Annotated in this window: 25 protein-coding genes; 8 read left to right on the top strand and 17 right to left on the bottom strand. The window is 73.6% G+C overall.

Annotated elements, in window-relative coordinates:
* Nucleotides 1-164 precede the first annotated feature (164 nt).
* Together A6R01_RS06735 and A6R01_RS06740 are read right to left on the bottom strand one after the other, a co-directional pair.
* Entirely contained in the window at nt 165-413 is a 249-nt protein-coding gene (locus A6R01_RS06735; protein ID WP_292604702.1) for a glutaredoxin family protein, read from the bottom strand.
* The gene (locus A6R01_RS06740; RefSeq protein WP_292604703.1) at nt 410-2125 is read right to left on the bottom strand and encodes an AMP-binding protein; all 1716 of its coding nucleotides are present in this window, start codon (nt 2123-2125) and stop codon (nt 410-412) included. Before A6R01_RS06740 ends, A6R01_RS06735 begins: the two co-directional genes overlap by 4 nt.
* An 80-nt stretch (nt 2126-2205) precedes the next feature.
* Here A6R01_RS06740 and A6R01_RS06745 point away from each other — a divergent pair, with 80 nt between their 5' ends.
* From A6R01_RS06745 to A6R01_RS06755, 3 genes are all read left to right on the top strand, one after another.
* Nucleotides 2206-2934, top strand: a complete 729-nt coding sequence (locus A6R01_RS06745; RefSeq protein WP_366925094.1) for an HAD-IB family hydrolase — start codon at nt 2206-2208, stop codon at nt 2932-2934.
* Nucleotides 2935-3112: 178 nt separating this feature from the next.
* Nucleotides 3113-3937 (top strand): sigma-70 family RNA polymerase sigma factor, encoded by an 825-nt coding sequence (locus A6R01_RS06750; protein ID WP_292604704.1) that lies wholly within the window; start codon nt 3113-3115, stop codon nt 3935-3937.
* 166 nt (nt 3938-4103) lie between these two features.
* Nucleotides 4104-5300 carry a DUF5667 domain-containing protein gene (locus A6R01_RS06755; protein WP_292604705.1) on the top strand — a complete coding sequence of 399 codons (1197 nt, stop codon included), beginning with the start codon at nt 4104-4106 and terminating at the stop codon, nt 5298-5300.
* A gap of 112 nt (nt 5301-5412) precedes the next feature.
* On the opposite strand, the gene A6R01_RS06760 is transcribed toward A6R01_RS06755, so the two are convergent.
* The 11 genes from A6R01_RS06760 to A6R01_RS06810 all read right to left on the bottom strand — a co-directional run bounded on the left by A6R01_RS06760 (nt 5413) and on the right by A6R01_RS06810 (nt 14676).
* The gene (locus A6R01_RS06760) at nt 5413-6627 is read right to left on the bottom strand and encodes a lysophospholipid acyltransferase family protein (protein ID WP_292604706.1); all 1215 of its coding nucleotides are present in this window, start codon (nt 6625-6627) and stop codon (nt 5413-5415) included.
* On the bottom strand, nt 6620-7729 hold the full coding sequence (locus tag A6R01_RS06765; RefSeq protein ID WP_292604707.1) for an NAD-dependent epimerase/dehydratase family protein: 1110 nt from the start codon (nt 7727-7729) through the stop codon (nt 6620-6622). The genes A6R01_RS06760 and A6R01_RS06765 overlap by 8 nt, the downstream gene beginning before the upstream one ends.
* Before the next feature lie 148 nt (nt 7730-7877).
* Nucleotides 7878-7979 carry an AURKAIP1/COX24 domain-containing protein gene (locus A6R01_RS06770; protein WP_008356322.1) on the bottom strand — a complete coding sequence of 34 codons (102 nt, stop codon included), beginning with the start codon at nt 7977-7979 and terminating at the stop codon, nt 7878-7880.
* Nucleotides 7980-8147: 168 nt separating this feature from the next.
* The gene (locus A6R01_RS06775; RefSeq protein WP_292604708.1) at nt 8148-8351 is read right to left on the bottom strand and encodes a helix-turn-helix domain-containing protein; all 204 of its coding nucleotides are present in this window, start codon (nt 8349-8351) and stop codon (nt 8148-8150) included.
* A 213-nt stretch (nt 8352-8564) separates the two neighbouring features.
* A complete protein-coding gene (locus tag A6R01_RS06780) occupies nt 8565-9752 on the bottom strand; it encodes an acetoin utilization protein AcuC (RefSeq protein ID WP_292604709.1) in 1188 nt (395 codons plus the stop codon).
* 142 nt (nt 9753-9894) lie between these two features.
* A complete protein-coding gene (locus A6R01_RS06785; RefSeq protein ID WP_292604710.1) occupies nt 9895-10614 on the bottom strand; it encodes a hypothetical protein in 720 nt (239 codons plus the stop codon).
* Entirely contained in the window at nt 10611-10958 is a 348-nt protein-coding gene (locus A6R01_RS06790) for a hypothetical protein (RefSeq protein ID WP_292604711.1), read from the bottom strand. Before A6R01_RS06790 ends, A6R01_RS06785 begins: the two co-directional genes overlap by 4 nt.
* A gap of 86 nt (nt 10959-11044) precedes the next feature.
* The gene (gene proC, locus A6R01_RS06795; RefSeq protein WP_292604712.1) at nt 11045-11866 is read right to left on the bottom strand and encodes a pyrroline-5-carboxylate reductase; all 822 of its coding nucleotides are present in this window, start codon (nt 11864-11866) and stop codon (nt 11045-11047) included.
* Between the two features lie 9 nt (nt 11867-11875).
* A complete protein-coding gene (locus tag A6R01_RS06800; RefSeq protein WP_300400825.1) occupies nt 11876-12805 on the bottom strand; it encodes a proline dehydrogenase family protein in 930 nt (309 codons plus the stop codon).
* Nucleotides 12806-12863: 58 nt separating this feature from the next.
* A complete protein-coding gene (locus A6R01_RS06805) occupies nt 12864-13703 on the bottom strand; it encodes a sugar phosphate isomerase/epimerase (protein ID WP_292604714.1) in 840 nt (279 codons plus the stop codon).
* Nucleotides 13704-13728: 25 nt separating this feature from the next.
* The gene (locus tag A6R01_RS06810) at nt 13729-14676 is read right to left on the bottom strand and encodes a Ppx/GppA phosphatase family protein (RefSeq protein ID WP_292604715.1); all 948 of its coding nucleotides are present in this window, start codon (nt 14674-14676) and stop codon (nt 13729-13731) included.
* 66 nt (nt 14677-14742) lie between these two features.
* Between A6R01_RS06810 and A6R01_RS06815 the strand changes: the two genes are divergently transcribed.
* From A6R01_RS06815 to A6R01_RS06825, 3 genes are all read left to right on the top strand, one after another.
* Entirely contained in the window at nt 14743-15528 is a 786-nt protein-coding gene (locus tag A6R01_RS06815; RefSeq protein ID WP_292604716.1) for a hypothetical protein, read from the top strand.
* 110 nt (nt 15529-15638) lie between these two features.
* A complete protein-coding gene (locus tag A6R01_RS06820) occupies nt 15639-16277 on the top strand; it encodes a VOC family protein (protein ID WP_292604717.1) in 639 nt (212 codons plus the stop codon).
* A gap of 38 nt (nt 16278-16315) precedes the next feature.
* Complete coding sequence (locus A6R01_RS06825) at nt 16316-17014, top strand: class I SAM-dependent methyltransferase (RefSeq protein ID WP_292604718.1); 699 nt, start codon at nt 16316-16318, stop codon at nt 17012-17014.
* Nucleotides 17015-17093: 79 nt separating this feature from the next.
* On the opposite strand, the gene A6R01_RS06830 is transcribed toward A6R01_RS06825, so the two are convergent.
* Nucleotides 17094-18131, bottom strand: a complete 1038-nt coding sequence (locus A6R01_RS06830) for a LacI family DNA-binding transcriptional regulator (protein ID WP_292604719.1) — start codon at nt 18129-18131, stop codon at nt 17094-17096.
* A gap of 234 nt (nt 18132-18365) precedes the next feature.
* On the opposite strand from A6R01_RS06830, the gene radA reads away from it, so the two are divergent.
* On the top strand, nt 18366-19793 hold the full coding sequence (gene radA / locus A6R01_RS06835) for a DNA repair protein RadA (protein ID WP_292604720.1): 1428 nt from the start codon (nt 18366-18368) through the stop codon (nt 19791-19793).
* Nucleotides 19794-19965: 172 nt separating this feature from the next.
* Nucleotides 19966-21048 (top strand): DNA integrity scanning diadenylate cyclase DisA, encoded by a 1083-nt coding sequence (disA, locus tag A6R01_RS06840; RefSeq protein ID WP_292604721.1) that lies wholly within the window; start codon nt 19966-19968, stop codon nt 21046-21048.
* Between the two features lie 86 nt (nt 21049-21134).
* On the opposite strand, the gene A6R01_RS06845 is transcribed toward disA, so the two are convergent.
* The 3 genes from A6R01_RS06845 to A6R01_RS06855 form a co-directional block, all read right to left on the bottom strand.
* Nucleotides 21135-22268, bottom strand: a complete 1134-nt coding sequence (locus A6R01_RS06845; RefSeq protein WP_292604722.1) for a phosphotransferase family protein — start codon at nt 22266-22268, stop codon at nt 21135-21137.
* Entirely contained in the window at nt 22265-23455 is a 1191-nt protein-coding gene (locus tag A6R01_RS06850) for an acyl-CoA dehydrogenase family protein (protein WP_292604723.1), read from the bottom strand. The genes A6R01_RS06845 and A6R01_RS06850 overlap by 4 nt, the downstream gene beginning before the upstream one ends.
* Nucleotides 23456-23537: 82 nt before the next feature.
* Nucleotides 23538-24107, bottom strand: a 570-nt coding sequence (locus A6R01_RS06855; protein ID WP_366925093.1) for a TetR/AcrR family transcriptional regulator, incomplete at its 5' end; no start/stop codon positions are given.

The raw sequence follows: 24107 nt of genomic DNA on the forward strand, positions 1-24107 counted from the left end.
GAGTTTGTGAACGGGAGAACAAAACGAGCGGGAGGGGCGCTAGCACACGTGGCGCAGCCCACGTCGCTCGGGTCGCGCGAGACCCCTCTCAGGGTGTAAAGGGCCGCACGCCCCGGGGCGCCGCTCGGCGTACGGCGGTGGCCCGGTCGTGCCGGGCCCGGCGCTCAGCCCGCGGCGAGGGCAGCGCGCAGCCGGTCGGGCGAGACCCGCCAGAAGTCGTGCTGTCGACCGTCGACGAAGGTCACGGGGATCTCCTCGCCGAACCGCTCGACCAGGGCCGGGTCGTCGTCGATGGAGACCTCGTCGAAGGACTCCCCCAGCTCGGCGCAGACCGCCGCGATCACGGCCCTGGCGTCGTCGCAGAGGTGGCAGCCGGGGCGGGAGTAGAGCCGCACCCGGGGGGTCGCGCTCACAGCAGCTCCAGGTGCCGGCGCCGCTCGGCGGCGCGCAGCGAGCCCTTGCGGACCTTGCCGGTGACGGTGTGCGGCAGGGCGTCGACGACCTCGATGCGACGCGGCTGCTTGAACCGTGCCAGGCGTACGACGCAGCGCGCCCGCACCGCGGCCTCGACCGTCTCCGGGTCCTGGTCGGGCGCCACGACGTAGGCCACGACCGCCTCCCCGGTGTCCTCGTCGGGCACCCCGATCACCGCCACCTCGCGGACGCCGGGCACCTCCTCGATGACGTCCTCGATCTCGGTCGGGTAGACGCTGAAGCCGCTGACGATGACCAGCTCCTTGACCCGGTCGACCAGGAAGAGCTGCCCGTCGGGCGCCAGGAACCCCACGTCGCCCGTGGCCCACCAGCCGTCCTCGTCGGGGGCGTCGTCGCCGTCGGGCCAGTAGCCGCTGAAGAGGTTGGCGCCGCGGATGCTCACCTGCCCCGGGTCGCCCTGCAGCGGGGTGTGCCCGTGGTCGTCGACCAGACGGATCTCGATGCCCGGCAGCGCGGTGCCCACCGACGCGGGGTCGGGCTGGGCGGGGACGGGACCGGCCTCCTCCCCGTCGTCGGCGGGAGCGATGCACAGGGTGCTGGTGACGACCGGGGCCGCCTCGGTGAGGCCGTAGCCCTGGTGCACCACGATCCCGGTGGCCTCGTGGAACGCCGCGACCTGGTCGGCGTCGAGCGGCGCTGACCCGGAGAGCACCAGCCGGACCGGGGCGAGCCGCTCGGCCAGCCGCTCGAGACCCAGCAGGTGCCCGACGACGGTGGGCGCGACCGGCAGCACCGTGACCCCCTCGGCGGCCACGAGGTCGAGCACGGCGTCGGGGTCGTAGGCGTCGACGAGCACCAGGGTGGCGCGGTGCCGCAGCACGCCGCCGAGGACCGCGTTGAGGCCGTAGACGTGGAAGAGCGGCAGCGCGCCCAGCACGACGTCGCCGGGCCCGATCATCGGCGGCTCGACGCGGGCGACCTGCTCGACGTTGGCCAGCAGGGCCCGGTGGCTGAGCATCACCGCGCGGGGACGGCCCGAGGCGCCGGAGGTGTAGAGGAGCGTCGCCAGCCGCTCCGGGTCGACCAGCGGCGGGTGCTCGCGGCCCCGCTCGGCGCGCAGGTGGTCGTAGGACCGCTCGCCGGGTCGCAGCGTGGTGCCGGCCACGACGACGCGGGGTACGACGGCGCGCTCGAGCAGCTCGGCCGGCAGCGTGCCCCCGGGCCGGTCCGTGGCGCCGGACAGCTCGGTCTCGAGTCGCGCGACGCCCGCGCGGACGACGCTCACGGCCGCCTCGTCCACCAGCACCATCCGGGCGCCGGAGTCCGCGAGCATCCGCGCCACCTCCTCCCCGGTGGCCCGCGGGTTGAGCGGGACGGCGACGGCCTGCACGCGCAGCACCGCGAGGTAGGACACGACGAGCTCGGGGCGGTTGACCATGGCCAGCGCCACGCGGTGGCCGGCGACCACCCCGGCCGAGACCAGGCCGTGGGCGACCCGGGCGACCTCCTCCTCCAGCGCGGCCCAGGTCAGGCGGACGTCGCCATGGACGAGCGCGACGGCGTCGGGCACGTCGACGGCCGCCGTCGACACGAGGTCGGCGAGCGTGGCCTCGGCCGGGGGCGCGGAGGCCGGGGAGGCTGGGGAGGCTGGAGGGGCAGTGGCGGAGTCGGCTGTTCCGTCCTCGGACATGCGCTCGATCTTGGCACAGCGGCGCCGCGCTCGCGGGGGGGTCGCGGCTCCTAGGCGCAGGGGGCGCGATCTCCTAGGCTCTGCGGGGTGACCCCGCCTCCCCGTCGCACCCTGCCCGACCTGCGACAGCGCTCCGTGCTGGCCGGCGAGGCCGCGGCCTCGGCCGCCGAGGGCAGGCCTACTTCCGGGTCGTGGGCGTCGAGGACCCCGAGCACGTCGCGGAGGCACGCAACTCCGCCCTCGGCTTCATCGCCGGGCACACCGTCGCCGAGCTCGAGGAGCTCGGCGAGGAGATCTTCGACGAGGGCATGGCCCACCGGATCTGGCCGGGCACCCGCGCCCAGGCCCAGCTGCACCTCGACCAGGGCCAGAGGGTCTGGCTGGTGACCGCCGCCCCGATCGAGATCGCCCAGATCATCGCCCGCCGGCTCGGGCTGACCGGCGCGATGGGCACGGTCGCCGAGCACCGCGACGGCGTCTACACCGGCCGTCTCGTCGGGGACATGCTCCACGGGCCGGCGAAGGCCGAGGCCGTGAAGGCGCTGGCCGCCCGGGAGGGACTGGACCTGAGCCGGTGCTCGGCGTACTCCGACTCCTACAACGACCTGCCGATGCTCTCGATGGTCGGCGACCCGTGCGCGATCAACCCCGACGGCCGGCTGCGGCACCACGCCAAGGAGCAGGGCTGGCGCATCCGCGACTACCGCACCGGTCGCAAGGCGGCCCGCGCCGGCCTGGTCGTCGGCGCCGCCGCCGGTGCCGTGAGCGGGACCGTGGCCGCCGGAGTCGCCCTGCGCCGTAGGCACTGACGCTGCGCCGCCGGCGCTGACCCTGCGCCGCCGGCAGACCCGTCACGGAGCGACCGCTCGGTCACACGCAGGTCACGGCGCGGTCACGGCCGGCGGGAGCTGGTCTGGACCGGGGGCTCCGGCGAAGTCGTACGCTCGTCGGGCTCCATGGGAGGAGCACAACGGGAGGGTTCACCAGATGGCGTTGCACGCCGAGCAGGTCGTGCGCGGGCTCGACGCCCTGCGCACCCTGGTCACGCACGCCCTCATCGACCCCCTCGCCGGCGGCCTGGGCCCCGGCCTCACGCCCGCTCTCGCCGGCGCCACGTCCGGCTCGCCGGACGCCACCGCACGCCGCTTCCTGGGCCTGATGGCCGAGGCGGTCGCCGACGACGACGCCCGCACCAGCCTGGGCGCCGACGGCAGCGGGTACGGCGACTCCGACCTCGCCGCGTCCTCCGAGGACGACGCGGCCGACCGGGAGCGCCTGATCGCGCTCGTCGAGCTCGCCCGCACCGGCGACTCCGAGGCGTTCGGCCTGCTCTACGACCACTACCAGGCCTCGGTCTACCGGTTCCTCTTCTACCGGACCCGCTCCAGCGCGCTCGCCGAGGACCTCACCTCCGAGACGTTCTTCCGGGCGCTGCGCTCGATGCAGAACTTCCGCTGGCAGGGCAAGGACTTCGGCGCCTGGCTGATGACCATCGCCCGCAACCTGGCCACCGACCACTTCAAGGCCGGCCGCACCCGCCTCGAGATGACCACCGAGGACATGGGCCAGCACGACGACGCCACCGAGGGCCCCGAGTCCACGGTGCTGGCGGGCCTGACCAACGAGATCCTGCTCAAGGCGCTCACCGAGCTGCCCGACGAGCAGCGCGACTGCCTGGTCATGCGCTTCCTGCAAGGCATGAGCATCGCCGAGACCGCGGCCGTGCTCGGCCGCTCCGACGGCGCCGTCAAGCAGCTGCAGCTGCGCGGGGTGCGCAACCTGGCCAAGCTGATGCCGGAGGGCCTGCGATGAGCGCCCGGCTGACGGCGACAGCGCCCTGTTACCGCGCTGTTCCTGAACGGTTGATGAATCGTGCATCACACCCCGTAACCCGCCCCGTCGACCGGTCGTTGAGGCAGGTGTCGGGCCACCACGGCACCGACCACCAGACCTCCGACACGACGACAGGACAGCTGCGATGAGCCCCGTGTTCTCGGCGCGACGACGCGCCGACGAGTTCGACTCCCTGGTCGAGGCCGCCGCCTCGGGCAAGCGGGTCGAGGACGCGCGCTTCGCCGAGCTCCTCGAGGTCGTCGGGACCCTCCGCTCCACGCCTGCTCCCGAGGCCCGCCCCGAGTTCGTCGCGGACCTGCGCTCCCGCCTGATGACCGCGGCCGCCGAGGAGCTCGTGCAGGTCGCGCCCACGCCGGCCGAGCGGCTCACGGTCACCCAGCGCCGTACCCCCCGCGAGCGGCGGCTGGCCATCGCCGTCGGCGGTGTCGCCATCGTCGGCGCCACCACCTCGATGGCCGTGGCGGCCCAGACCGCGCTGCCGGGCGACGTGCTCTACCCGCTCAAGCGGGCCCTGGAGAACGCCCAGACCGGCGTCCGCGTCGACGACGCGTCGAAGGGCTCCTCGCTGCTGGCCAACGCCCGCGGCCGCCTCGCCGAGATCGACCAGCTGACCCGCTCCGAGCAGGGCCAGGACTTGGTGGCGATCGAGGACACCCTCGAGGCGTTCGCCGACCAGGCCACCGAGGCCTCCGACCTGCTGCTGGCCGACTACGCCGAGACCGGTGCCGAGACCTCCATCGTGGAGCTCCAGGACTTCACCGCCCAGAGCCTCGCCACGCTCGAGGAGCTCTCCGCGATCCTGCCGGCCGCCGCCCAGCAGGCGCTCGTCTCCGCGGGCGAGCTGCTCGCGCAGATCGCCCAGACCACCGTGTCGCTGTGCCCCACGTGCACCGGCGAGCAGATCGGGCGCATCCCGCGCTTCCTGGTCCAGGCGGCCGAGGACGTCGTCGGCACCCTGCTCAACCCGACCCCGACCACCCCGGTGGCCGAGGCCCCCGCCGCCTCGACCCCGGCTGCGCCCACCAAGGGCGGCAGCGGCCCGCGCACCCCGGCCAGCCCGTCGGCCTCCGCGACGCCGCAGAGCCCGACCATCCTGCAGCCGCCCGCCGGCTCCTCCGGTGGCGACAAGGACGAGGACGGCAAGAAGGACGACGAGCCGCTGGGCGGCCTCGGTGACGGCACCCTGCTCGGTGGCACCGGTAGCGACACCGGCACCCCGGCCTCGGGCCCCGGCAGCGACAACCCGATCACCGGGATCACCGACCCGGTCCTCGAGCTGGTCGACGACCTGCTCAACCCCGGCGGCGGCAAGAAGCAGTAGGCGCCCTGGGCGCTGCCCGCCCCACCGCCCCCACGCCGGATCCGCGCGCCGGATCCGCACGGGTCCGCCGCGCAGAGCGTCGCGCTCGCCGCCCTAGGTCAGCGGCCGGGCGTCAGCGGAAGACCGACTCGCGCTCCATCAGCAGCGTGTAGAGGGTCTGCTGGATCGTCTCACGCACCTGGTCGGTGACGTTAAAGACGTGCATGGGGTCGTCGGCGGCACCCTCGTCGTACTCGTCGGTGCGGATCGGCTCACCGAACTCCAGCAGCCACTTCGACGGCAGCGGCACGAGCCCCAGCGGGCCTAGCAGCGGGAAGGTCGGCGTGATCGGGATGTAGGGCACACCCAGCAGCCGCGCGAGGGAGGGGATGTTGCCGACGAGCGGGTAGATCTCCTCCGCCCCCACCACCGAGAGCGGCACGATCGGCACACCGGTGCGGATCGCGGCCGAGACGAACCCGCCGCGCCCGAAGCGCTGCAGCTTGTAGCGCTCGGAGTAGGGCTTGCCGATGCCCTTGAAGCCCTCGGGCCACACGCCGACCAGCTCGCCACCGCGCAGCATCCGCTCGGCGTCCTCGTTGCAGGCGAGCGTGGCGCCGCCCTTGCGGGCCATCGTCGAGACGATCGGCATCTTGAAGACCAGGTCGGCGCCCAGCGGACGCAGGAAGCGGCCGGCGTGGTCGTGGATCGAGACCATCGTCATCAGGCCGTCGACCGGCACCGTGCCGGAGTGGTTGGACACGACGAGGGCACCGCCCTCGCTCGGGATGTTCTCGATCCCGCGCACCTCGATGCGGAACCACTTGTCCGCGATCGGGCGCAGTGCCGCCATGAAGAAGCGCTGGCTGATCTCCTGGTCGAAGCCGTACTCGTCGACGGAGTAGTCGCCGGTCACGCGGCGACGCAGGAACGCCAGGAAGCGCGCGAGCTGGACCTCCCACTCCTCGCCGAACACCTCACGGGCGGCCACCTGGAACGCGGCCATCAGGTCGGCGGCCGGGATGCCGCCGCGCGCGTGGCGCTCGCGGGTGCGGGCGGCGGGACGTGACGCCTCGGGTGGGTCACCGACGGTCGGGGCGTCGGTGGAGGCCGGGGGCGCGTCCTGGACGCCGGTGGTCTCGGCGCGGTCCTCGGCGGTGTCCTCGGCGCCGTCGACTGCGACGTCGGTGGGCTGCGCCTCGTCGGTGTCGGGGGTACGCCGCGTGGCCGGTCTCGCCGCGGGGCCCTTGCCTCCGGCGAGGTTGCGCGCCGCGGAGGACGGCTGCTTGCCCGTGCCGCGACCGGGACGGCCGCGGGTGCCGATCGGGATGATCTCGGCGTCACCCATGGTCTGCTCCTTCGCGCGCGGCGGCGACACCACGCGGTCGCCGGGGGGCGGGCGAGGCGTCGGGCGCCTCGGACAGCGGCGCGGCGGGAGCGCCCTCGACCTCCGGGAGCGCCTGGGCGAGGGTGGCGAGCACCCGCTCGGTGCGGCCACCGGTGGGGGTGAGCGTGGTCGCGAAGTCCGCGAAGCACTCGGCGGTGGTCATGGTCGGCTCGAAGCCGAGCTCGGCCCGCATCCGGGTGGTGTCGACGCCGCGGCCGTAGGTGAGGAACCCGAGCTGCTCGGGGGAGAAGTCGGCCACGCGGGCCTGGCGCAGCAGGTTGCCGACCCGTCCGACCGCGAAGCCGGGCATCGAGACGGTCGGCCGCTGCAGCCGGCGCAGCGCCTGGGACAGCATCAGGATGCCGTCGCCGGCGATGTTGAAGGTCCCCGCGACCTCGTGGCCCACGGCGTGCTGGAGCACCCGGTAGAGGTCGCGCTCGTGCAGGACCTGCAGCCTGGCGTCGTACCCCAGGACGGTCGGGACGACCGGGAGCCGGAGGTAGGAGGTCAACGGGCTGACCACGTCGGGGCCGAGCACGTTGGCGCAGCGCAGGGTGGTGACGCGGACGTCGGGGCGACGGCGCGCGAAGCCACGGACGTAGCCCTCGATCTCGGCGACGTCCTTGGCGTAGCCCGAGCGGGGAGCGCGACGCGGCTGCATGTCCTCGGTGAACATGGCGGGGTCGCGGCTGCTGGCGCCGTAGACGGTCGTCGTCGACTTCACGACCAGGTGCTGCAGGCTCGCGGAGCGCTGGCAGGCCGCGAGCAGCTGCATCGTCCCGATGACGTTGAGCTCCTTCATCGTGTTCCGCCCGCCGGCCGTGCCGGGGGTGGCGATGACGCTCATGTGGACGACGGTGTCGACGTCCTCCTTGGCGATCACCTTGGCGATCACCGGGTTGCGGATGTCGGCCCGCACGAACGAGACGGCGCCGATGTCGCCCCGCGGGGGGACGACGTCGACACCGATGACCCGGTCCACGTCGGGGTCGGCGGCGAGGGTGCGCGCGAACTTGCGACCGAGGTCTCGCGAGACCCCGGTGACGAGTACGACCTTCCCCATGCCGCCTCCGGCTTGAGAAGCACCCCGAGGGTGCATCCGACGGTGGACCGATGCCAACCGGGCGGCGTTGCCCGGGCGGAGCAGGTGAGGGGCGGGGCGTCAGCGGTGCTGGGCCGGGGGCCTCAGCGGTGCCGACGTCCGCCGCGGCTCACTTGCCGAGCTTGCGACGCTGGACGCGCGTCTTCTTCAGCAGCTTGCGGTGCTTCTTCTTGGCCATGCGCTTGCGGCGCTTCTTGATGACCGAACCCACGGTGTTCCCTTTCCAACCTGGACGCCCCGCGCGTCGGCGCAGGACCCGCTCAGCCTAGCCGCCGGTCCTCCGGGCAGCAGAATCGGCCTCGGTCGGTGGGACCACCGGACCGGGCCGATCCTCCAGCCCCGGGCCGCGCCCGGGGTGTCGCTGGCGCCTCCGTGGAGGTCAGCCGACGTCGTAGAAGCTGTTCTTGAGGTAGTCGTGGGCGTCGTTCTCACGCACGCGGAAGGAACGGCCCACCCGCACGGCAGGCAGCTCGCCCGAGTGCACGAGGCGGTAGACCGTCATCTTCGAGACCCGCATCATGGCCGCGACCTCGGCCACGGTGAGGAACTTGGCGTCCGAGATGTCGTCAGGGGAGCTGCTCATCGTGCACACCGTCTTTCCGCGCGGTTCGTCCTCCGGCTTCCCCACCGGAGGTACTACGACCGCGTCGAACAGTGAGAATAGAGCCTGATGTGACTCGTGGGGAAGGGGATCACTCCCCTGGTCTCGTTTTTCCCGGCGTGTCGGCTTGCATCTGCTCCACTCCAGCCACTCGCCCCGGCGTGGAACCGCAGGTCAGGCGGGGTTCCCACCGGTTCAGGGCATCGGGTCGAGGCCGTGGAGGGGGAAGACCTCCATGCGGGTCGCGTGCACAGACCGGTCCAGCCAGGTGGAGGGGTCGTAGCCCTCCGACCAGTCGCGGTACGTCGGCGTACGACCGTCGCCCATGCGACGCGGCCCGACCCGGCCCAGGCGGTGCTGGACGTGGTCGAGCCAGGCGCCGGGGACGTCCAGGGTGGGCTCGATGGGACGTCCGGCGACCTCGGCCAGCAGGTGGGTCCAGGTGCGCGGGACAACGCCGACGATCTCGTAGCCCCCGCCGCCGACGGCGACCCACCGGCCGTCGGCGACCTCGTGGGCCAGCTCGTGCAGGGCCCCGATGGCGGCGCGCTGGCCGTCGACGGTCAGCATCAGGTGCGCCAGCGGGTCCTCCGCGTGGGAGTCGCAGCCGTGCTGGGTGACCAGCACCTGCGGCTGGAACTCGCGCAGCAGCGGGGGCACCACGGCGTGGAACGCGCGCAACCAGCCCGCGTCGGACGTGCCCGGCGGCAGCGGCACGTTGACCGCGGAGCCCTGGGCGCCGGGGCCGCCGAGGTCGGCGGAGTCACCGGTGCCCGGGAACAGCAGCTGACCGGTCTCGTGCAGGCTGATGGTGAGCACCCGCGGGTCGTCCCAGAAGAGCCGCTCGACGCCGTCCCCGTGGTGGACGTCGACGTCGACGTAGGCGACCCGCTCGACCCCCTGCTCGAGCAGCCAGTGGATGCCGATCGCGACGTCGTTGTAGACGCAGAAGCCGCTGACACGGTCCTGCATGGCGTGGTGGAGGCCTCCGGTGATGTTGGCGGCGTGGTCGACGCTGCCCGTCCACACCGCGCGGAACGCCTCGAGGGTGGCCCCGACGACGTGGGCCGTCGCGGTGTGCATGCCCTCGAAGACGGGGTTGTCGTCGGTGCCGAGCCCGTGGGCGAGGTCGATCGCCCCGGTGGTGCCCGCGCGGGTGACAGCCTCGATGAGGGCGGCGTCGTGGACGGTCAGCAGCTCGTCGTCGGAGGCGACCGGCGCGGGCGTCGCCACCAGGCCGCCGGGACCCAGCACGCCCAGCGCCTCGGCCAGCCGCACCGTCAGGTCGACCCGGACCGGGGACATCGGGTGGTCGGGCCCGAAGTCGTAGCCGGTCAGCAGCGGGTCGAAGACGACCGTGGACCGGGCATCGCAGGCAGGCACCCGGCGACGGTACCCGCTGGTGGTCGCGATCCGTGTCGCGTATCAATCGTCGTAGCCGGACGGACCGACCGGCGCCGTGGCCCCGTCCCAACGGCGGGCCCTGACAGCCCGCCGGCGGTTCGGTCCGTCCGGCTACGAGTCGCTACTTCTTCAGCCGCCGCGAGCCGCCGTGCCAGTCCTCGGTCCTCCCGACCTCGTCCTCGGCGACGCCGAGCGCGCGCAGCTGGGGCAGCTCGCGGAGGGAGCGCTTCATCTCTGCGAAGCCGGGGAAGGTCGCCAGTCCCACGACGTGGTCCCACAGGCGCAGCGCGTCCTCGTCGGAGGGCACCCGGCTGATCACCGGCCCGAAGAACGCCGCGCCCTCCGGCGGGGCGATGTGCAGGATCGGGGTGCCGACGTCCTTGCCGGTCAGCGCCAGCGCCTCGTCGGTGTCGGCCTGGACGGTGGCGTCCCAGCCCTCGTCGTCGTACGCCGCCGCCAACCCGGCCGGGAGCCCGGCGTCGGACAGCGCGACGGCCAGCACCTCGCGCCCGCGCTCGGGCCGCAGCGACTGCTCGGAGGGGTCGGCGTCGAAGATGCGCGAGCTGATCGCCGGGTAGAGGTCGGCCAGCACCTCGGCGCCGTGCTCGGCGCGGGCGGCGGCGCAGACCCTCAGCAGGTGCAGGCCGGCGTTGTGGCCGTCCTCGTAGCCCTCGGGGAAGTGGGAGTCGTAGTCGATGTGGGAGTTGAGCAGCCGCAGGGAGATCAGCCGCCACTCCACGGAGTAGTCACGCTGCCGCTGGACGCTGCGGACCCACCTCGAGGTCAGCCAGGCGAACGGGCAGACGGGGTCGAACCAGAAGCGGAGGTCGGGGTCGCTCATCCCTCGACCCTGCCCGATCGCCGGCCCCCGCGGAACCCCGCTCGCCGAACCGGCGTATCAATACGCCGGCTCGACGTGGGGGTCAGGTGCGGTCGTCGGACGGCGGCGAGGATCCGCTGCTCGGCGGCCTTCACCGTCGCGCAGACCGCGAGCGCGGCGCTCGCGATCGTGGCGGTGAACGCCAGCACCTCCAGCCAGAGCCGCCAGGTCCGGTGCGGCTGGTCGTCCAGCATCAGCAGCATGACGATGAACCACGTCACCGCGGTGACCAGCCCCGACAGGATCGCCATGACCCTCAGGTTGTAGGCGTCCAGGCCGGTGTCCACGAGATCGTCCTGCTCCATGCCGGCACGCTATCGCCGAGCCGGCGTATCAATGCGCCGGCTCGACGCAGGGACGGGGGCGGGGACGGGGACTGGGACGGTGAGGGTCAGGAGCCCTCGGCCAGCTGGCGGGAGCGGTCGCGGGCGGCCTCCATCGCGGCGAGGAACGCGGCACGCACCTTGTGGATCTCCAGCTCGCGCAGCGCGGAGGCAGTGGTGCCACCGGGGCTGGTGACCTGCTCGCGCAGCACGGTCGGGTGGGTGCCGGTCTCCTGCAGCATCTTCCCGGAGCCGACCAGGGTCTGGATGACCAGCTCGGAGGCGGTCGAGCGCGGCAGTCCGAGGTGCACGCCGGCCTCGATCATCGACTCGACCACGAAGAAGATGTAGGCGGGCCCGGAGCCGGAGATGGCGGTGACGGCGTCCTGCTGCCGCTCGGGGATGCGTACGACGCGTCCGACCGAGGCCATCAACGACTCGGCCTCGGCGAGCTGGGCCTCGGAGCAGTGCGACCCGGGCGAGACCGCGGCCATGCCCTCGTCGACCAGGGCCGGGGTGTTCGGCATGACCCGGACGACCGCGACGCCCTCGGGCACGTGGGACTCGATGAACCCGGTGGTGATGCCGGCCGCGAGGCTGACCAGCAGCTGGCCGGGCCGCAGCACCGGGGCGATCTCGGCGAGCACCTCGCCCATGTCCTGGGGCTTGACCACCAGGGCGACCGTGTCGGCCTTGGCGGCGGCGTCGAGGTTGGAGACGACGGCCACGCCGTACCGCTCCTCCAGCTCGGTGGCCCGCTCCTGGCGCTTCTCGCCGACCAGCAGCGCGTCGACGCGACGCCCGGAGCGGACGAGGCCGGAGAGCAGGGTCTCCCCCATCACGCCGGCGCCGATGATCGCGGTCTGACCGGCGGGCTGGCTCGAGCTCATGGGGAGTCCCTACTTCTTGGAGATCAACGACTTCACGAAGAATGACAGGTTCTGCGGGCGCTCGGCGAGGCGCCGCATGAGGTAGCCGTACCACTCCTGGCCGTAGGGGACGTAGACCCGCACCGTCTCCCCCGAGGCGGCGAGACGGCGCTGCTCCTCGGGACGGATGCCGTAGAGCATCTGGAACTCGTAGGTCCCCGGCGCGCGGCCGTAGCGGCTGGCCAGAGAGGCGGCGATCTCGACCATGCGCGGGTCGTGCGTGGCGACCATCGGGTAGCCCTGGCCGGCCAGCAGCACCTTCAGGCAGCGCACGTAGGACTTGTCGACGTCGAGACGGTCCTGGAAGGCGACGGACTCGGGCTCGGCGTACGCGCCCTTGCACAGCCGCACCCGCGACCCCTCGTAGGCGAGCTGGCGGCAGTCGGCCTCGGTGCGGTGGAGGTAGGCCTGCAGGACGGCTCCGGTCTCGGGGAAGTCCTTGCGCAGCTCGCGCAGGATCGACAGCGTCGAGTCGGTGGTGGTGTGGTCCTCCATGTCGAGGGTGACCGTGGTGCCGGCGTTGCGGGCCGCGCGGCAGATGGTGCGCGCGTGCTCCAGCGCGATGCCGTGCCCGCCCTCGGGCAGCGCCTGGCCCACGGCCGACAGCTTCACCGACACCTCGGCGCCGTGGGCGAGCCCCTGCGCGGCGAGGGCGCCGAGGAGCTCGACGTAGGCATCGACGGTGGCCTGCGCCTGGGCCGCGTCGAGGGTGTCCTCACCGAGGAAGTCCAGCGTCACCTTCAGGCCCTCGGCCTCCAGGTCGGCGGTCGCGTCGACCGCGGCCTGCGTCGTCTCGCCGGGGACGTAGCTGTGCACGATCCCCGAGGAGACCGGCATCGTCGACACCACGCTCTTCACCGCCCCACTGCGGGCGAGCAGGAGCAGCGGCTGGCGGAGCAACGACATGCGCGCCAGGGTACGTCGGCGGACTCACCCGGCCGACATCCCGCACGCGGACTCAGTGCTCCGCACCCTCCGCGGCTGCGGCCGACGCGGGCTCGGTGTAGTGCTCACGGGCGAAGGCCAGCGACTCGGCCAGGTCGGCCTCGCGCTCCTCGACGCTGTCGCACCGGCGGGTGTTGATCTCCAGCACGATGTCACCGCCGTACCGCTCGCCGAACCCGTCGGCGGCGAGGTGCCGCAGGAAGGCGTCGGCCCCCATCTCCCCCCGCCCCGGCACGAGGTGCTCGTCCTTGGCCGAGCCCGACCCGTCGGTGAGGTGCACGTGGTGGAGCCGGTCGCCGAGCCGCTGGGCCATCTCGACGACGTCGTCGTGGGCGATGGCGGCGTGGGAGAGGTCGATGGTGGCGTGGGAGTACTCCTCGGCGGAGGGGTCCCAGCCGGGGAGATACATCTCCATCCCCGCGTTGCGGCCGCGCACCTGGGCCTTCCAGGGATACATGTTCTCGACCGCGAAGGCGAGGCCGGTCGACGCCTCCAGGGCCGCGATGCCCTCGACGAACCCCTGGGCGTAGTCCTTCTGCCAGCGGAACGGCGGGTGCACCACGACCGTGCCGGCCCCGACGGCCTGCGCCATCTCGGCCGAGCGCTCGAGCTTGCCCCACGGCTCGGTGCCCCAGACCCGCTGCGTCAGCAGCAGCGTCGGCGCGTGGATGGCGCAGATCGGGATGCCGTGGTGCTCGGAGAGCTGGCGAACCGCCGCGGTCTGCTGCGACAGCGCGTCGATGCCGACCATCACCTCGATGGCGTCGTAGCCCAGCCGCGCGGCGTAGGCGAAGCCGTGCGCCGTCGACTCGGGGTAGACCGAGGAGGTGGAGAGTCCGATCCGGGCGGGCATGTCCCTCAGTGCACCACTCGACCGGTCAGCCCAGCACCGACAGCTGGTCGAGCTTCTCGAGGATGACGCCCTCGCGCAGCGCCCACGGGCAGACCTCGAGCGCCTCGAGGTCGAAGATGTCCATGCACGCCTCGGCGACCAGCGCCCCCGGCACGATCTGGTGACTGCGGCTGGAGGAGACCCCCGGCAGCGAGGCCAGCTCGTCGTGCTGCATCTGCACCAGCTTCGGGATCCACTCACGCAGCTCCTCCAGTGGGAGCGTGCGCGGCACCAGCGGACCCTCGGAGGACGGCGCCGCGCCGCAGATGCGGGCCAGCGAGCGGAAGGTCTTCGACGTCGCCGCCGCGTGGTCGGGTGGGCCGACCCGCAGCAGGTGACCGGCGTCGCGGGCGATCTGGGCACGGATGGTCTTGCGCAGCTTCTTGATGTCGTCGGCGTCGGGCGTGGCCCCACCGAAGTGCGCCCGCGCCAGGCGAGCCGCCCCCAGCGGCAGCGACCAGGCCACGTCGGGCGCCTCGTCGGAGCCGCCGGCGATCTCCAGAGAGCCGCCCCCGATGTCGAACACCGCGAGCCGCCCCGCGGACCAGCCGAACCACCGGCGTACGGCCAGGAAGGTCAGGCGGGCCTCGTCCTCGCCGGAGAGCACCTCGATGCGCACGTCGGTGCGCTCGTGCACGTGGTCGAGGACCGCGTCGGCGTTGACCGAGTCGCGCACCGCCGAGGTCGCGAAGGCCAGGATCTCCTCGCAGCCCTTCTCGTCGGCGACCTCGAGCGCCTGGGCGGTGAACGCGGTCAGCGCGTCGATGCCGGCCTCGCTCACCGCGCCCTCGTCGGGGCCGTCCGGCACGAGGTGCTCGGCCAGTCGCAGCGGCTCCTTGTAGGAGTACGCCGGCAGTGGCGCCGCACCCCCGTGGGCGTCGACGACGAGCAGGTGACCGGTGTTGGAGCCGATGTCCAGCACTCCCAGGCGCATGGGACCACCGTACTGTCCCCGGGTCACCGCGTGCCGGGTGCCGCGTGCCTGCGTAGCCTGTGCGCCGTGCCCGAGGTCCCGCTCGACTTCCCCCGCGCGTGGGTGGAGTTCCCCAACCCCGCCGACGCCGACGAGGTGCTGCGCTGCGACCTGACGTGGCTGACGTCCTCGTGGACGTGCATCTTCGGCACCGGCTGCGCCGGCATCTACGCCGACGCCCCCGACGTCGGCTGCTGCACCCTCGGCGCGCACTTCGCCGACGACGAGGACGAGGAGCGGGTCGCCGCGGCGGTCGAGCGTCTCGACGCCTCCCTGTGGCAGCACAAGCCCGAGGGGCGGCTCGAGCGCAAGCACTGGGTGGAGAAGGACGACGAGGGCGCCCGCAAGACGCGCACCATCGAGGTCGACGGCCAGGAGGCGTGCGTTTTCGCCAACCGCCCCGGCTTCCACCCGGGCAACGGGATCGGCGGGGGCGGGTGCGCCCTGCACGCGCTGGCGGCGCAGGAGGGCCGCAACCCGCTGGAGACCAAGCCCGACGTGTGCTGGCAGCTGCCGGTGCGCCGCACCTTCCGCGACGTCGAGCGACCCGACGGGTCGACCTACACCGAGGTCTCCATCGCGGAGTACGACCGGCGCGGCTGGGGCCCCGGCGGCCACGACCTCGACTGGTACTGCACCGGCAACACCGAGGCGCACGTCGCCGCCGAGCCGGTCTTCGTCACCTACGGCCCCGAGCTCACCGAGCTGATCGGGCCGGCGGCGTATGCCGAGCTGGTGCGCCACTGCGAGGCGCACGTTCGCTCGCGCTCGGCACTGGCCCTGCACCCTGCGTCCTGGGCCCAGGAGGGGTAGCGCTGCGGAGTCGCCCGGGCTCTCCCGGGGCTCTCCCGGCGCTCTCTCGACGTCGAGAGACTCCGACCCCGATGTGACCTGGCAAGGAACGGTCTTCCACACTGGAGGGCATGCGCCTGGACCATCTGTCGTACGCCGCCGGACCCGACGGTCTGGAGAGCACCGCCCGCCGCATCGGCGCCCTGCTCGGGCGTGAGTTCCTCGACGGTGGTGTCCACCCCCGTTTCGGGACGCGCAACATGGTCCTGCCGCTGGCCGACCGCACCTACCTCGAGATCGTCGAGGTGCTCGACCACCCGGCCTCCGACAAGGCCCCCTTCGGCCAGGCCGTCCGCGCCCGCTCCGCCCTCGGCGGCGGCTGGCTCGGCTGGGCCGTCGAGGTCGCCGACATCGCGGTGCCCGAGCAGCGCCTGGGCCGCGCGGCCGCGCAGGGCAGCCGGCACCGTCCCGACGGCGTCGAGCTGCGCTGGAAGCAGATCGGCATCAACGGCCTGATGGCCGACCCGCAGCTGCCGTTCTTCATCCAGTGGGAGGTCGAGCCCGACCTGCACCCCAGCACCGGCGCCGACGAGTCCCTCGACCTGGCCTGCCTGGAGATCGCCGGCGACCCGCAGCGCGTCTCGGAGTGGCTCGGCGAGCCCGTCGAGGCGCCGCTGGAGGACGTCAAGGTCGAGTGGGTCGCCCCGCACGGCACCCCCGGCATCATCGCGGTCCAGGTGCTGACGCCGAACGGTCTCGTCCGGCTCTGAGCACGCCCGCTCCCCCACCGCCGCTCCCGGAGCCGGCGGTGCCCGACGGCACCAGGCCGTCGCCGAACATCTGGCACCACACCGAGACCTACGAGGTCGAGAACCGCGCCTTCGACCCCGAGGGGCTCGTCGAGGCCGCCATCGCCTCGGTGCAGGACTGGGCCGGACTCGACGTGCTCGACCTCGGTTGCGGCACCGGCTTCCACCTGCGGCGCTTCGCCGCCACCGCGCGCCACGTGACCGGCGTCGAGCCGCACCCCGACCTGCGCGCCCTCGCCACCCGGCGCACCCGGCGCCTCGACCACGTCGCCGTGCTCGAGGGGACCGCCCAGTCGGTGCCGCTGGCCGACTCCTCGGTCGACCTCGTGCACTCGCGCTGGGCCTACTTCTTCGGTCCGGGCTGCGAGCCCGGCCTGGCCGAGGTCGAGCGCCTGCTGCGGCCCGGTGGCGTGCACGTGGTCGTCGACAACGACGCCTCCCGCTCCACCTTCGGCGGCTGGTTCGCCCGCGGCTTCCCCGACCTCCCGGGCCCCGCCGAGAAGCAGGCGTTCTGGGCGTCGGTGGGCTACGAGCGCATCCCGGTCCTCACCCGCTGGTCCTTCGAGACCCGCGCGGACCTCGAGTCGGTCGTCTCGATCGAGCTGCCGACCCCCACCGCCCGCGAGGTCCTCGCCGACCTGCCGGGCACCACGCTGGAGGTCGACTACGCCGTCGACGTCTGGTGGCGGCGTACCTGAGGCGGCCGAGCCGTCACCCGCGCACGGCCGAACCGTCGCTCACGCACGGCCGAACCGTCGCTCGCGCACGGCCGAGCCGTCAGCGGCGATCGGGTCCGGAGGAGTCGCGCACCTCGAGGGTGGGTGTGAGCAGCACCCCGGGGTGGGCGACGCGGGGGTGGCCGAGCAGGCCCTCGAGGGCCTTCACGACCTCGACCGCGACCTCCTCCAGGGGCTGGCGCACCGAGGAGAGCCCGGGGCGCACGACCTGCGCGACCTGGGAGTCGTCGAACCCGACCACGGCCACGTCGTCGCCGGCGCGCAGGCCGCGCTCGTGCAGGGTGTGCAGCACCCCCATGGCGAGGGTGTCGGAGGCGCAGACGAACGCGGTGGGCCGCGCCTCGTCGAGGAGTACGCCGGCGGCCGAGCGTCCTGAGACCACGGTGTCCTCCACGCGCGAGGCGAGGCCGGTCGTGGGCAGCCCGCGGGCGTGCATGGCGCGGTGCCAGCCGGCGCGGCGGTCCTCGCCGATGCGGGAGTCCTTGCGCCAGCCGATCCACGCGACCCGCTCGTGCCCCTTGTCGAGCAGGTGGTCGGTGGCGAGCTGGCAGCCGGCGGCGCCGTCGACGTCGACCCAGGCGTGGGTGGCCGTGGGGTTCTCCCAGGGTCGGCCGAAGGCCACGAAGGGCGCCCGGCGCGAGTCCAGCCAGCTGGCCTGGGGGTTGCCGAGGTAGGTGTCGGTGACGACGAAGGCGTCCACGGCGGTGGAGCGGAGCAGGTCGTCGTAGCCGGCCAGCGGCTCGCCGGGCTCCCCGGAGAAGAGCAGCACGTGGTAGCCGGCCTCGCGGGAGGCCTCGACCAGCGAGTGCACGAAGCGGTCCATCGTCGGGTTGGCCGTGCCCTCGAGGACCGGCTGGATCCTCAGCCCGATCAGGTGGCTGGCGCGGGTGCGCAGGTTGCGGGCCGCGCGGTTGGGGAGGTAGCCGAGCTCGGCGATGGCCTCCTGGACCCGCGCGAGGGTGTCGGCGCGCAGCAGGTCGGGGTTGTTGACGGCGTTGGAGACGGTCTGCCGGGAGACACCGGCGCGCTCGGCGACGTCGGCCAGCGTGGGGGGCGTGGTCGGGAGTCGACCGGACATCGGGGCCACCTGACCGCACCTCCTGGCGTGGATCGATCCAACACGAGTTCGGGGCAGCATATCCGCGCCGTCGTCGCGCGTCCCACGCTCGGTCGCGCCGACCTGTCCGGCGGGGTCGCGCCGACCTGTCCGGCGGGGTCGCACCGACCTGTCCGGCGGGGTCGCACCGGCTTGTCCACAGGTAAGGGGTGCACCTGCGCGGGAGTGTCGGTGCGGTGACCTAGCGTTCCCGTCATGCCCGCCGCGCGCCCCGCCCGTCCACCCAAGCCCGCCTACCGTTGCTCGGAGTGCGGGTGGGAGACCGGCAAGTGGGTCGGCCGCTGCGGGGAGTGCCAGGCCTGGGGGTCGGTCGCCGAGACCGCGGCACCCACGCTGCGCGCCGCGGCCGCGCCCGTCACCGCGCCGGCCGTACCGATCGGCGACGTCGCGGTCGAGGCCTCGGCCTTCCGCACCAGCGGGGTGCCCGAGCTCGACCGGGTCCTCGGCGGCGGTCTCGTCCCCGGTGCTGCGATCCTGCTCGCCGGCGAGCCGGGGGTCGGCAAGAGCACCCTGCTGCTCGAGGTGGCCGCCCAGACCGCGCGCTACCGCCACCGCACCCTCTACGTCACCGGCGAGGAGTCCGCCTCCCAGGTGCGGCTGCGCGCCGACCGCACCAACGCCGTGGAGCCCGAGCTCTTCCTGGCCGCCGAGACCGACCTCGGGGCGCTGCTCACCCACGTCGAGGAGACGCGTCCGACCCTGCTGGTGATCGACTCGGTGCAGACCATCGGCGCCTCCGGCGTGGACGGGGTGCCCGGCGGCGTCACCCAGGTCAAGGAGGTGGCGGCCGCCCTCATCCGGGTCGCCAAGACCCGCAACATCACCACCATCCTCGTCGGCCACGTCACCAAGGACGGCTCCATCGCCGGCCCACGGGTGCTCGAGCACCTCGTCGACGTGGTGCTGCACTTCGAGGGCGACCGCAACAGCCGGTTCCGGATGGTCCGGGCGATGAAGAACCGCTTCGGTCCCGTCGACGAGGTCGGGTGCTTCCAGCTCGACGCCAGCGGCATCGAGGCCGTCGCCGACCCGACCGGGCTCTTCGTCGAGCAGCACCACGGCCGGGTGCCCGGCACCTGCGTCGCGGTGACCATGGAGGGCCGACGGCCCCTGCTCGCGGAGGTGCAGGCGCTGGTGACGCCCAGCGCCCTGGACAAGCCGCGGCGCACCGTCAGCGGGCTCGACTCCTCCCGCACCGCGCTGGTCCTCGCGGTGCTCGAGCGGCACTGCGGGCTGCGCCTGCACGGCAGCGACGTCTTCGCCTCCACCGTGGGTGGGGCCCGTCTGCACGAGCCGGCCAGCGACCTGGCCCTCGCGATCGCGCTGGTCTCCTCCCACCTCGGCGAGGCCGCCCCGACGGGCACCATCGCCATCGGCGAGATCGGCCTGGCCGGCGAGCTGCGCCGGGTCCGCGACCTGCCGCAGCGGCTGGCCGAGGCGGCCCGGCTCGGCTTCCGGGTGGCCGTGGTCCCCGCGGAGCCGGGACAGCGCTCCTCGGCGGCCAAGCCCGCGCGCACCGTCGACGGGATGCGGGTGCTCGAGGTGCCCGGCGTCCTCACCGCGCTCGACGTGCTGCGCCTGACCGCGCGCAGCGGCCGCGTCCCACCCGCCCCCGAGTTCTGACCCGGCCGCACCACCGCCCCCGGGCGGGACCGCGCGGGACCGGGCCGCACCGGGCCGGGCCGCACGGGGCCGGACCTCAGGGGGCGCGGGATCACACGAGCGCGCGGGGTGCCCCCGCTTTACACTGGCTCAGCGGCGCCCTCCGGTGCGCCCGGAGCGCTGGAGGAGATCCGTGGGGACCGACCGCACCGACGACACGCTGAGACTGCGCGAGACGCTCGCGTCGATCGCGCCGGGCACACCGTTGCGCGACGGCCTCGAGCGCATCCTCCGTGGTCGCACCGGCGCGCTGATCGTCATCGGTCGCGACCGCACCGTCGACGCGATCAGCACCGGCGGCTTCGAGCTCGACGTCCCCTTCACCGCCACCGGCCTGCGCGAGCTGGCCAAGATGGACGGCGCGATCATCGTCGACCGCGACCTCACCCGGATCATCCGGGCCGCGGTGCACCTCATGCCCGACCACACGATCCCCTCCGAGGAGACCGGCACCCGACACCGCACCGCCGACCGCGTCGCCAAGCAGACCGGGTTCCCCGTGATCTCGGTCAGCCAGTCGATGCAGATCATCGCGGCGTACGTCGGCGCGACCCGGCACGTCCTGGAGGACTCCGGCCAGATCCTTTCCCGCGCCAACCAGGCGCTGGCGACCCTCGAGCGCTACAAGCTGCGCCTCGACGAGGTCTCCTCGACCCTGTCGGCGCTGGAGATCGAAGACCTCGTGACGGTCCGCGACGTCGCCGTGGTCGCCCAGCGACTGGAGATGGTCACCCGCATCGCCCGCGAGATCGAGGACTACGTGCTCGAGCTCGGCACCGACGGCCGCCTGCTGTCGCTGCAGCTGGAGGAGCTCATCACCGGCGTCGACTCCGAGCGCGAGCTGGTCGTGCGCGACTACCTCCCCGACGCCCACCCGCTCGACAACCCCGCGGACCTGCTCGCCACGATGGCCAGCCTCTCGCCCACCGAGCTCGTCGACCCCGCAGCCGTCGCCCGGGTGCTGGGCCTCGGCAACGGCGAGCACCTCGACGGCGCGGTCGCCCCGCGCGGCTACCGCCTGCTGGCCAAGGTCCCCCGCCTTCCCGGCAGCGTCGTCGACCGGCTCGTCGACCACTTCGGCACCCTGCAGAAGCTGCTCTCGGCCGGCGTCGACGACCTGCAGGCCGTCGCCGGCGTCGGTGAGCTGCGCGCCCGCTCGGTCCGCGAGGGACTCTCGCGGCTGGCGGAGTCCACGATCCTCGAGCGGTACGTCTGAGGCGGCGGCCGGGATACTCCGCATTCGATTTCCTGCTTACTGTCCAGTAAGCAGGAAGAGGGATTCGTCGTAACCCGGTTCCCCGCCTACCCCCGGAGGGCCGCCAAGCCCTCCTCCAGCAGCACGGGGACGGCCTGACCGGCGGTGTCGAAGCCGGCGCCGGAGGTGGCACCGGCGCGGAAGCGGTGGTCGATGCCGGCGGCGATGACGGCGAGCTTGAGGTACCCCAGGGCGAGGTGCTCGTCGAGGTCGACCAGCGGCACGCCGCCCGCCGCCTCGTACGCCGCCGCCAGGCCCGTGGCATCGGGCAGCCGGGGGCTGGTCCACGCGGTGGGCTCGCCGATGACCTGGTCGAACACGGGGTGCCGGTAGACGCACATCATGGCGACGTCCGCGACCGGGTCGCCGATCGTGGAGAGCTCCCAGTCCACGACGGCCGCCACCCTCGGCGCGCCCCCAGCCTCGCTCCCAGCCTCGGCCCCAGCCTCACCCGCGGTCTCCTCTGCAGCACCGGGGATGGTCAGCAGCGTGTTGTCGATCCGGTAGTCACCGTGGACCACGCCGGTCGACTCCTGACGTGGCAGCCGGTCGCCCAGGGCGGAGACGAGCGCAGCGGCCGAGGACTTCACGGACCCGGCGAAGGCCTCGCCCACGATCTCCCACTGGCCCGACCAGCGCTTGAGCTGCCGGGCGGCGTACCCGTCGGGTCGACCGAACCGCTCCAGCCCGACGGCCACGTGGTCGACGCGGTGCAGCGCCGCCAGCGTCGAGGCCAGCGCGGTGACCACACCGGAGACGAGCCCGCCGTCCAGCCCTCCGTCGAGCCCGCCGTCCAGCCCGTCCACGAGACCGTCGAGCTGCGCGGCCGTCTGCACGGTGACCCCGGGCACGAAGCCGGAGACCGCGAACGGTCCACCGATGAGCGACTCGTCCTCGCACAGCACCACCGCGGGCGGGACCGGCACGTCGGTGGCCCCGAGCGCCGAGGTCACGCGGTACTCGCGGGCCACGTCGTGGGCCGAGGGGGTGCGACCAGCGCGCGGCGGGGTGCGCATCACCCAGGCCGACGACCCGTCGTCGAGCCGGAAGGTGAGGTTGGACCGCCCGCCGGCGATCAGCCGCGCGGTCAGCGGCCCGGCCAGGTCGACCCCGGCCCCGGCCATCTGGGCCGCGACCGCTGACAGCTCGTCGGCCGTCAGCTCCACGGAGGCCCCGCTCACGCGCCCTGCTCCGCGGTGATGGCGCGCACGGCCCGCTTGGCGATCGACCAGCGGTGCACCTCCGAGGGCCCGTCGTAGATGCGGAAGGGCCGCACCTCCCGGGCGATCTTGGCCACCGGCAGCTCGGTCGAGACGCCGAGGCCGCCGCACATCTGCTGGGCACGGTCGGCCACGCGGTGCAGCGCCTCGGCCGCGAAGGTCTTCGCGATCGAGGTCTCCTTGTTGCCGCGGCCACCGTCGTCGAGGACCCGGCAGGCCTCCATCAGCAGGGCGCGCGTGGCCGCGAGGTCGATCTCGTTGTCGGCGATCAGCTGCTGGATCATGCCCTGGTCGGCCAGCCGGGACCCGAAGGCCTCGCGGCCGGCGACGTACGACACCGCGACCTCGTGGGCGCGGCGCACGGCGCCGGTCCAGCGCATCACGTGGGTCATCCGGGCCGGGCCGAGTCGGACCTGGGCGTACTTGAAGCCCTCGTCGACGCCGCCGAGCACGTCCTCGTCGGGCACGAAGGCGTCCTCGTAGAGGACCTCGCAGTGGCCGCCCAGCATGGAGGTGTCGACCATGCCGACGTGCCGGGTGACGGTCAGCCCCTCGGTCGCGGCGGGCATGAGGAACATGGTGGCGCCACCGGGGCCGCCCGGCTCACCGCTGGTGCGGGCCATGGTGATGAAGAACCCGGCTCCGTCGGCGCCGGTGATGAAGCGCTTGAGGCCGTTGACGACCCACCCGCCGTCGACCCTGGTCGCCCGCGTGGCGAGCATCGAGGGGTCGGCGCCTGCGCCCGGCGCCGGCTCGGTCATCGCGAAGGCCGAGCGCACGTCGCCGCGCGCGAGCGGCTCGAGGTACTTCTCCCGCTGCGCGGCCGAGGCGATGTGGTCGAGCATGTGGATGTTGCCCTCGTCGGGCGCGTTGATGTTGAGCGCGACGGGGCCGAAGAGGGAGTAGCCGGCCTCCTCGAAGACGGGTGCCCGGTCGACCATGCCCAGGCCCAGGCCTCCGCAGTCGACGGGGGCGTGGGGCGCGAAGACCCCGGCCTCCTTCGCCGCCGCCTGCAGGCGGGCACGCACCGGCTCGCCGCCGGCGGCCTCGATGTCGCCGTCGTGCTCGTCGTCGAGCGGCAGCACGACCTCGCGCACCAGCGCACGGGTGCGCTCGACGATCGACTGGACCTCCTGCGAGACCTGCATGGCTCTCCTCCTCCGCGGGCGGGTCGGGCCCGACCTCCGAGCCCCGACCGATCACTCGCTCGGTAGGCAGGATGCCACGGTGTCAGGCCGGTGCGCCAGCCATCCGCCGCGCGAGCACCAGGTGGCGCTGGACCAGCTGGTCGGGGGTGAGCGGCCCGTCGGGGCGGTACCACGACGCCACCCCCACGCACAGCGAGGAGATCGCGCGTGCCACCTCGTCGGGGTGCTCGGCGCTGAAGCCGCCGGCCGCGACCCCTTCGGCGACGGCCTCCTCGAGGAGCCGCTGCGCCGCGTCGCGCCGGGCGACGTACGCCGCTCGGTTGTCCGCCTCGAGGCTGCGGATCTCGCTCGAGCCGACGAAGGCCTGCGGGCGGCGGAACATGTGGAACCGGACGAAGGACTCCACCAGCGAGTCGAAGCGGGCCGCGGGGTCGGCGCCCGCGTCGCGCAGCGCCGCCTCGCACCGGCCGAGCAGCTCGTCCATGGTCGCGTCCATGAGCGCGCGCAGGATCTCCTGCTTGGACCGGAAGTGGTGGTAGACGCCCGGCACCGACAGCCCGGAGGCGGCAGCGACGTCGCGGATCGAGGTGCCGTGGTAGCCGTGCTCGGCGAAGGCGACCAGGGCCGCCCCGAGGATGCGCGGCAGGTCCGC

This window comes from Nocardioides sp. REDSEA-S30_B4, assembly GCF_001627265.1.
In the GTDB taxonomy this organism is placed as follows: Bacteria; Actinomycetota; Actinomycetes; order Propionibacteriales; family Nocardioidaceae; genus Nocardioides.

Excerpts from the sequence above, each read along its gene's own strand:
- proC (WP_292604712.1), bottom strand. The coding sequence starts at position 11,866 with ATGAGCTCGAGCCAGCCCGCCGGTCAGACCGCGATCATCGGCGCCGGC.
- A6R01_RS06820 (WP_292604717.1), top strand. The coding sequence starts at position 15,639 with ATGCGCCTGGACCATCTGTCGTACGCCGCCGGACCCGACGGTCTGGAG.
- radA (WP_292604720.1), top strand. The coding sequence starts at position 18,366 with ATGCCCGCCGCGCGCCCCGCCCGTCCACCCAAGCCCGCCTACCGTTGC.
- A6R01_RS06805 (WP_292604714.1), bottom strand. The coding sequence starts at position 13,703 with ATGCCCGCCCGGATCGGACTCTCCACCTCCTCGGTCTACCCCGAGTCG.
- A6R01_RS06785 (WP_292604710.1), bottom strand. The coding sequence starts at position 10,614 with ATGAGCGACCCCGACCTCCGCTTCTGGTTCGACCCCGTCTGCCCGTTC.
- A6R01_RS06760 (WP_292604706.1), bottom strand. The coding sequence starts at position 6,627 with ATGGGTGACGCCGAGATCATCCCGATCGGCACCCGCGGCCGTCCCGGT.
- A6R01_RS06750 (WP_292604704.1), top strand. The coding sequence starts at position 3,113 with ATGGCGTTGCACGCCGAGCAGGTCGTGCGCGGGCTCGACGCCCTGCGC.
- A6R01_RS06790 (WP_292604711.1), bottom strand. The coding sequence starts at position 10,958 with ATGGAGCAGGACGATCTCGTGGACACCGGCCTGGACGCCTACAACCTG.
- A6R01_RS06740 (WP_292604703.1), bottom strand. The coding sequence starts at position 2,125 with ATGTCCGAGGACGGAACAGCCGACTCCGCCACTGCCCCTCCAGCCTCC.
- A6R01_RS06850 (WP_292604723.1), bottom strand. The coding sequence starts at position 23,455 with ATGCAGGTCTCGCAGGAGGTCCAGTCGATCGTCGAGCGCACCCGTGCG.
- A6R01_RS06775 (WP_292604708.1), bottom strand. The coding sequence starts at position 8,351 with ATGAGCAGCTCCCCTGACGACATCTCGGACGCCAAGTTCCTCACCGTG.
- A6R01_RS06765 (WP_292604707.1), bottom strand. The coding sequence starts at position 7,729 with ATGGGGAAGGTCGTACTCGTCACCGGGGTCTCGCGAGACCTCGGTCGC.
- A6R01_RS06755 (WP_292604705.1), top strand. The coding sequence starts at position 4,104 with ATGAGCCCCGTGTTCTCGGCGCGACGACGCGCCGACGAGTTCGACTCC.
- A6R01_RS06830 (WP_292604719.1), bottom strand. The coding sequence starts at position 18,131 with ATGTCCGGTCGACTCCCGACCACGCCCCCCACGCTGGCCGACGTCGCC.
- A6R01_RS06810 (WP_292604715.1), bottom strand. The coding sequence starts at position 14,676 with ATGCGCCTGGGAGTGCTGGACATCGGCTCCAACACCGGTCACCTGCTC.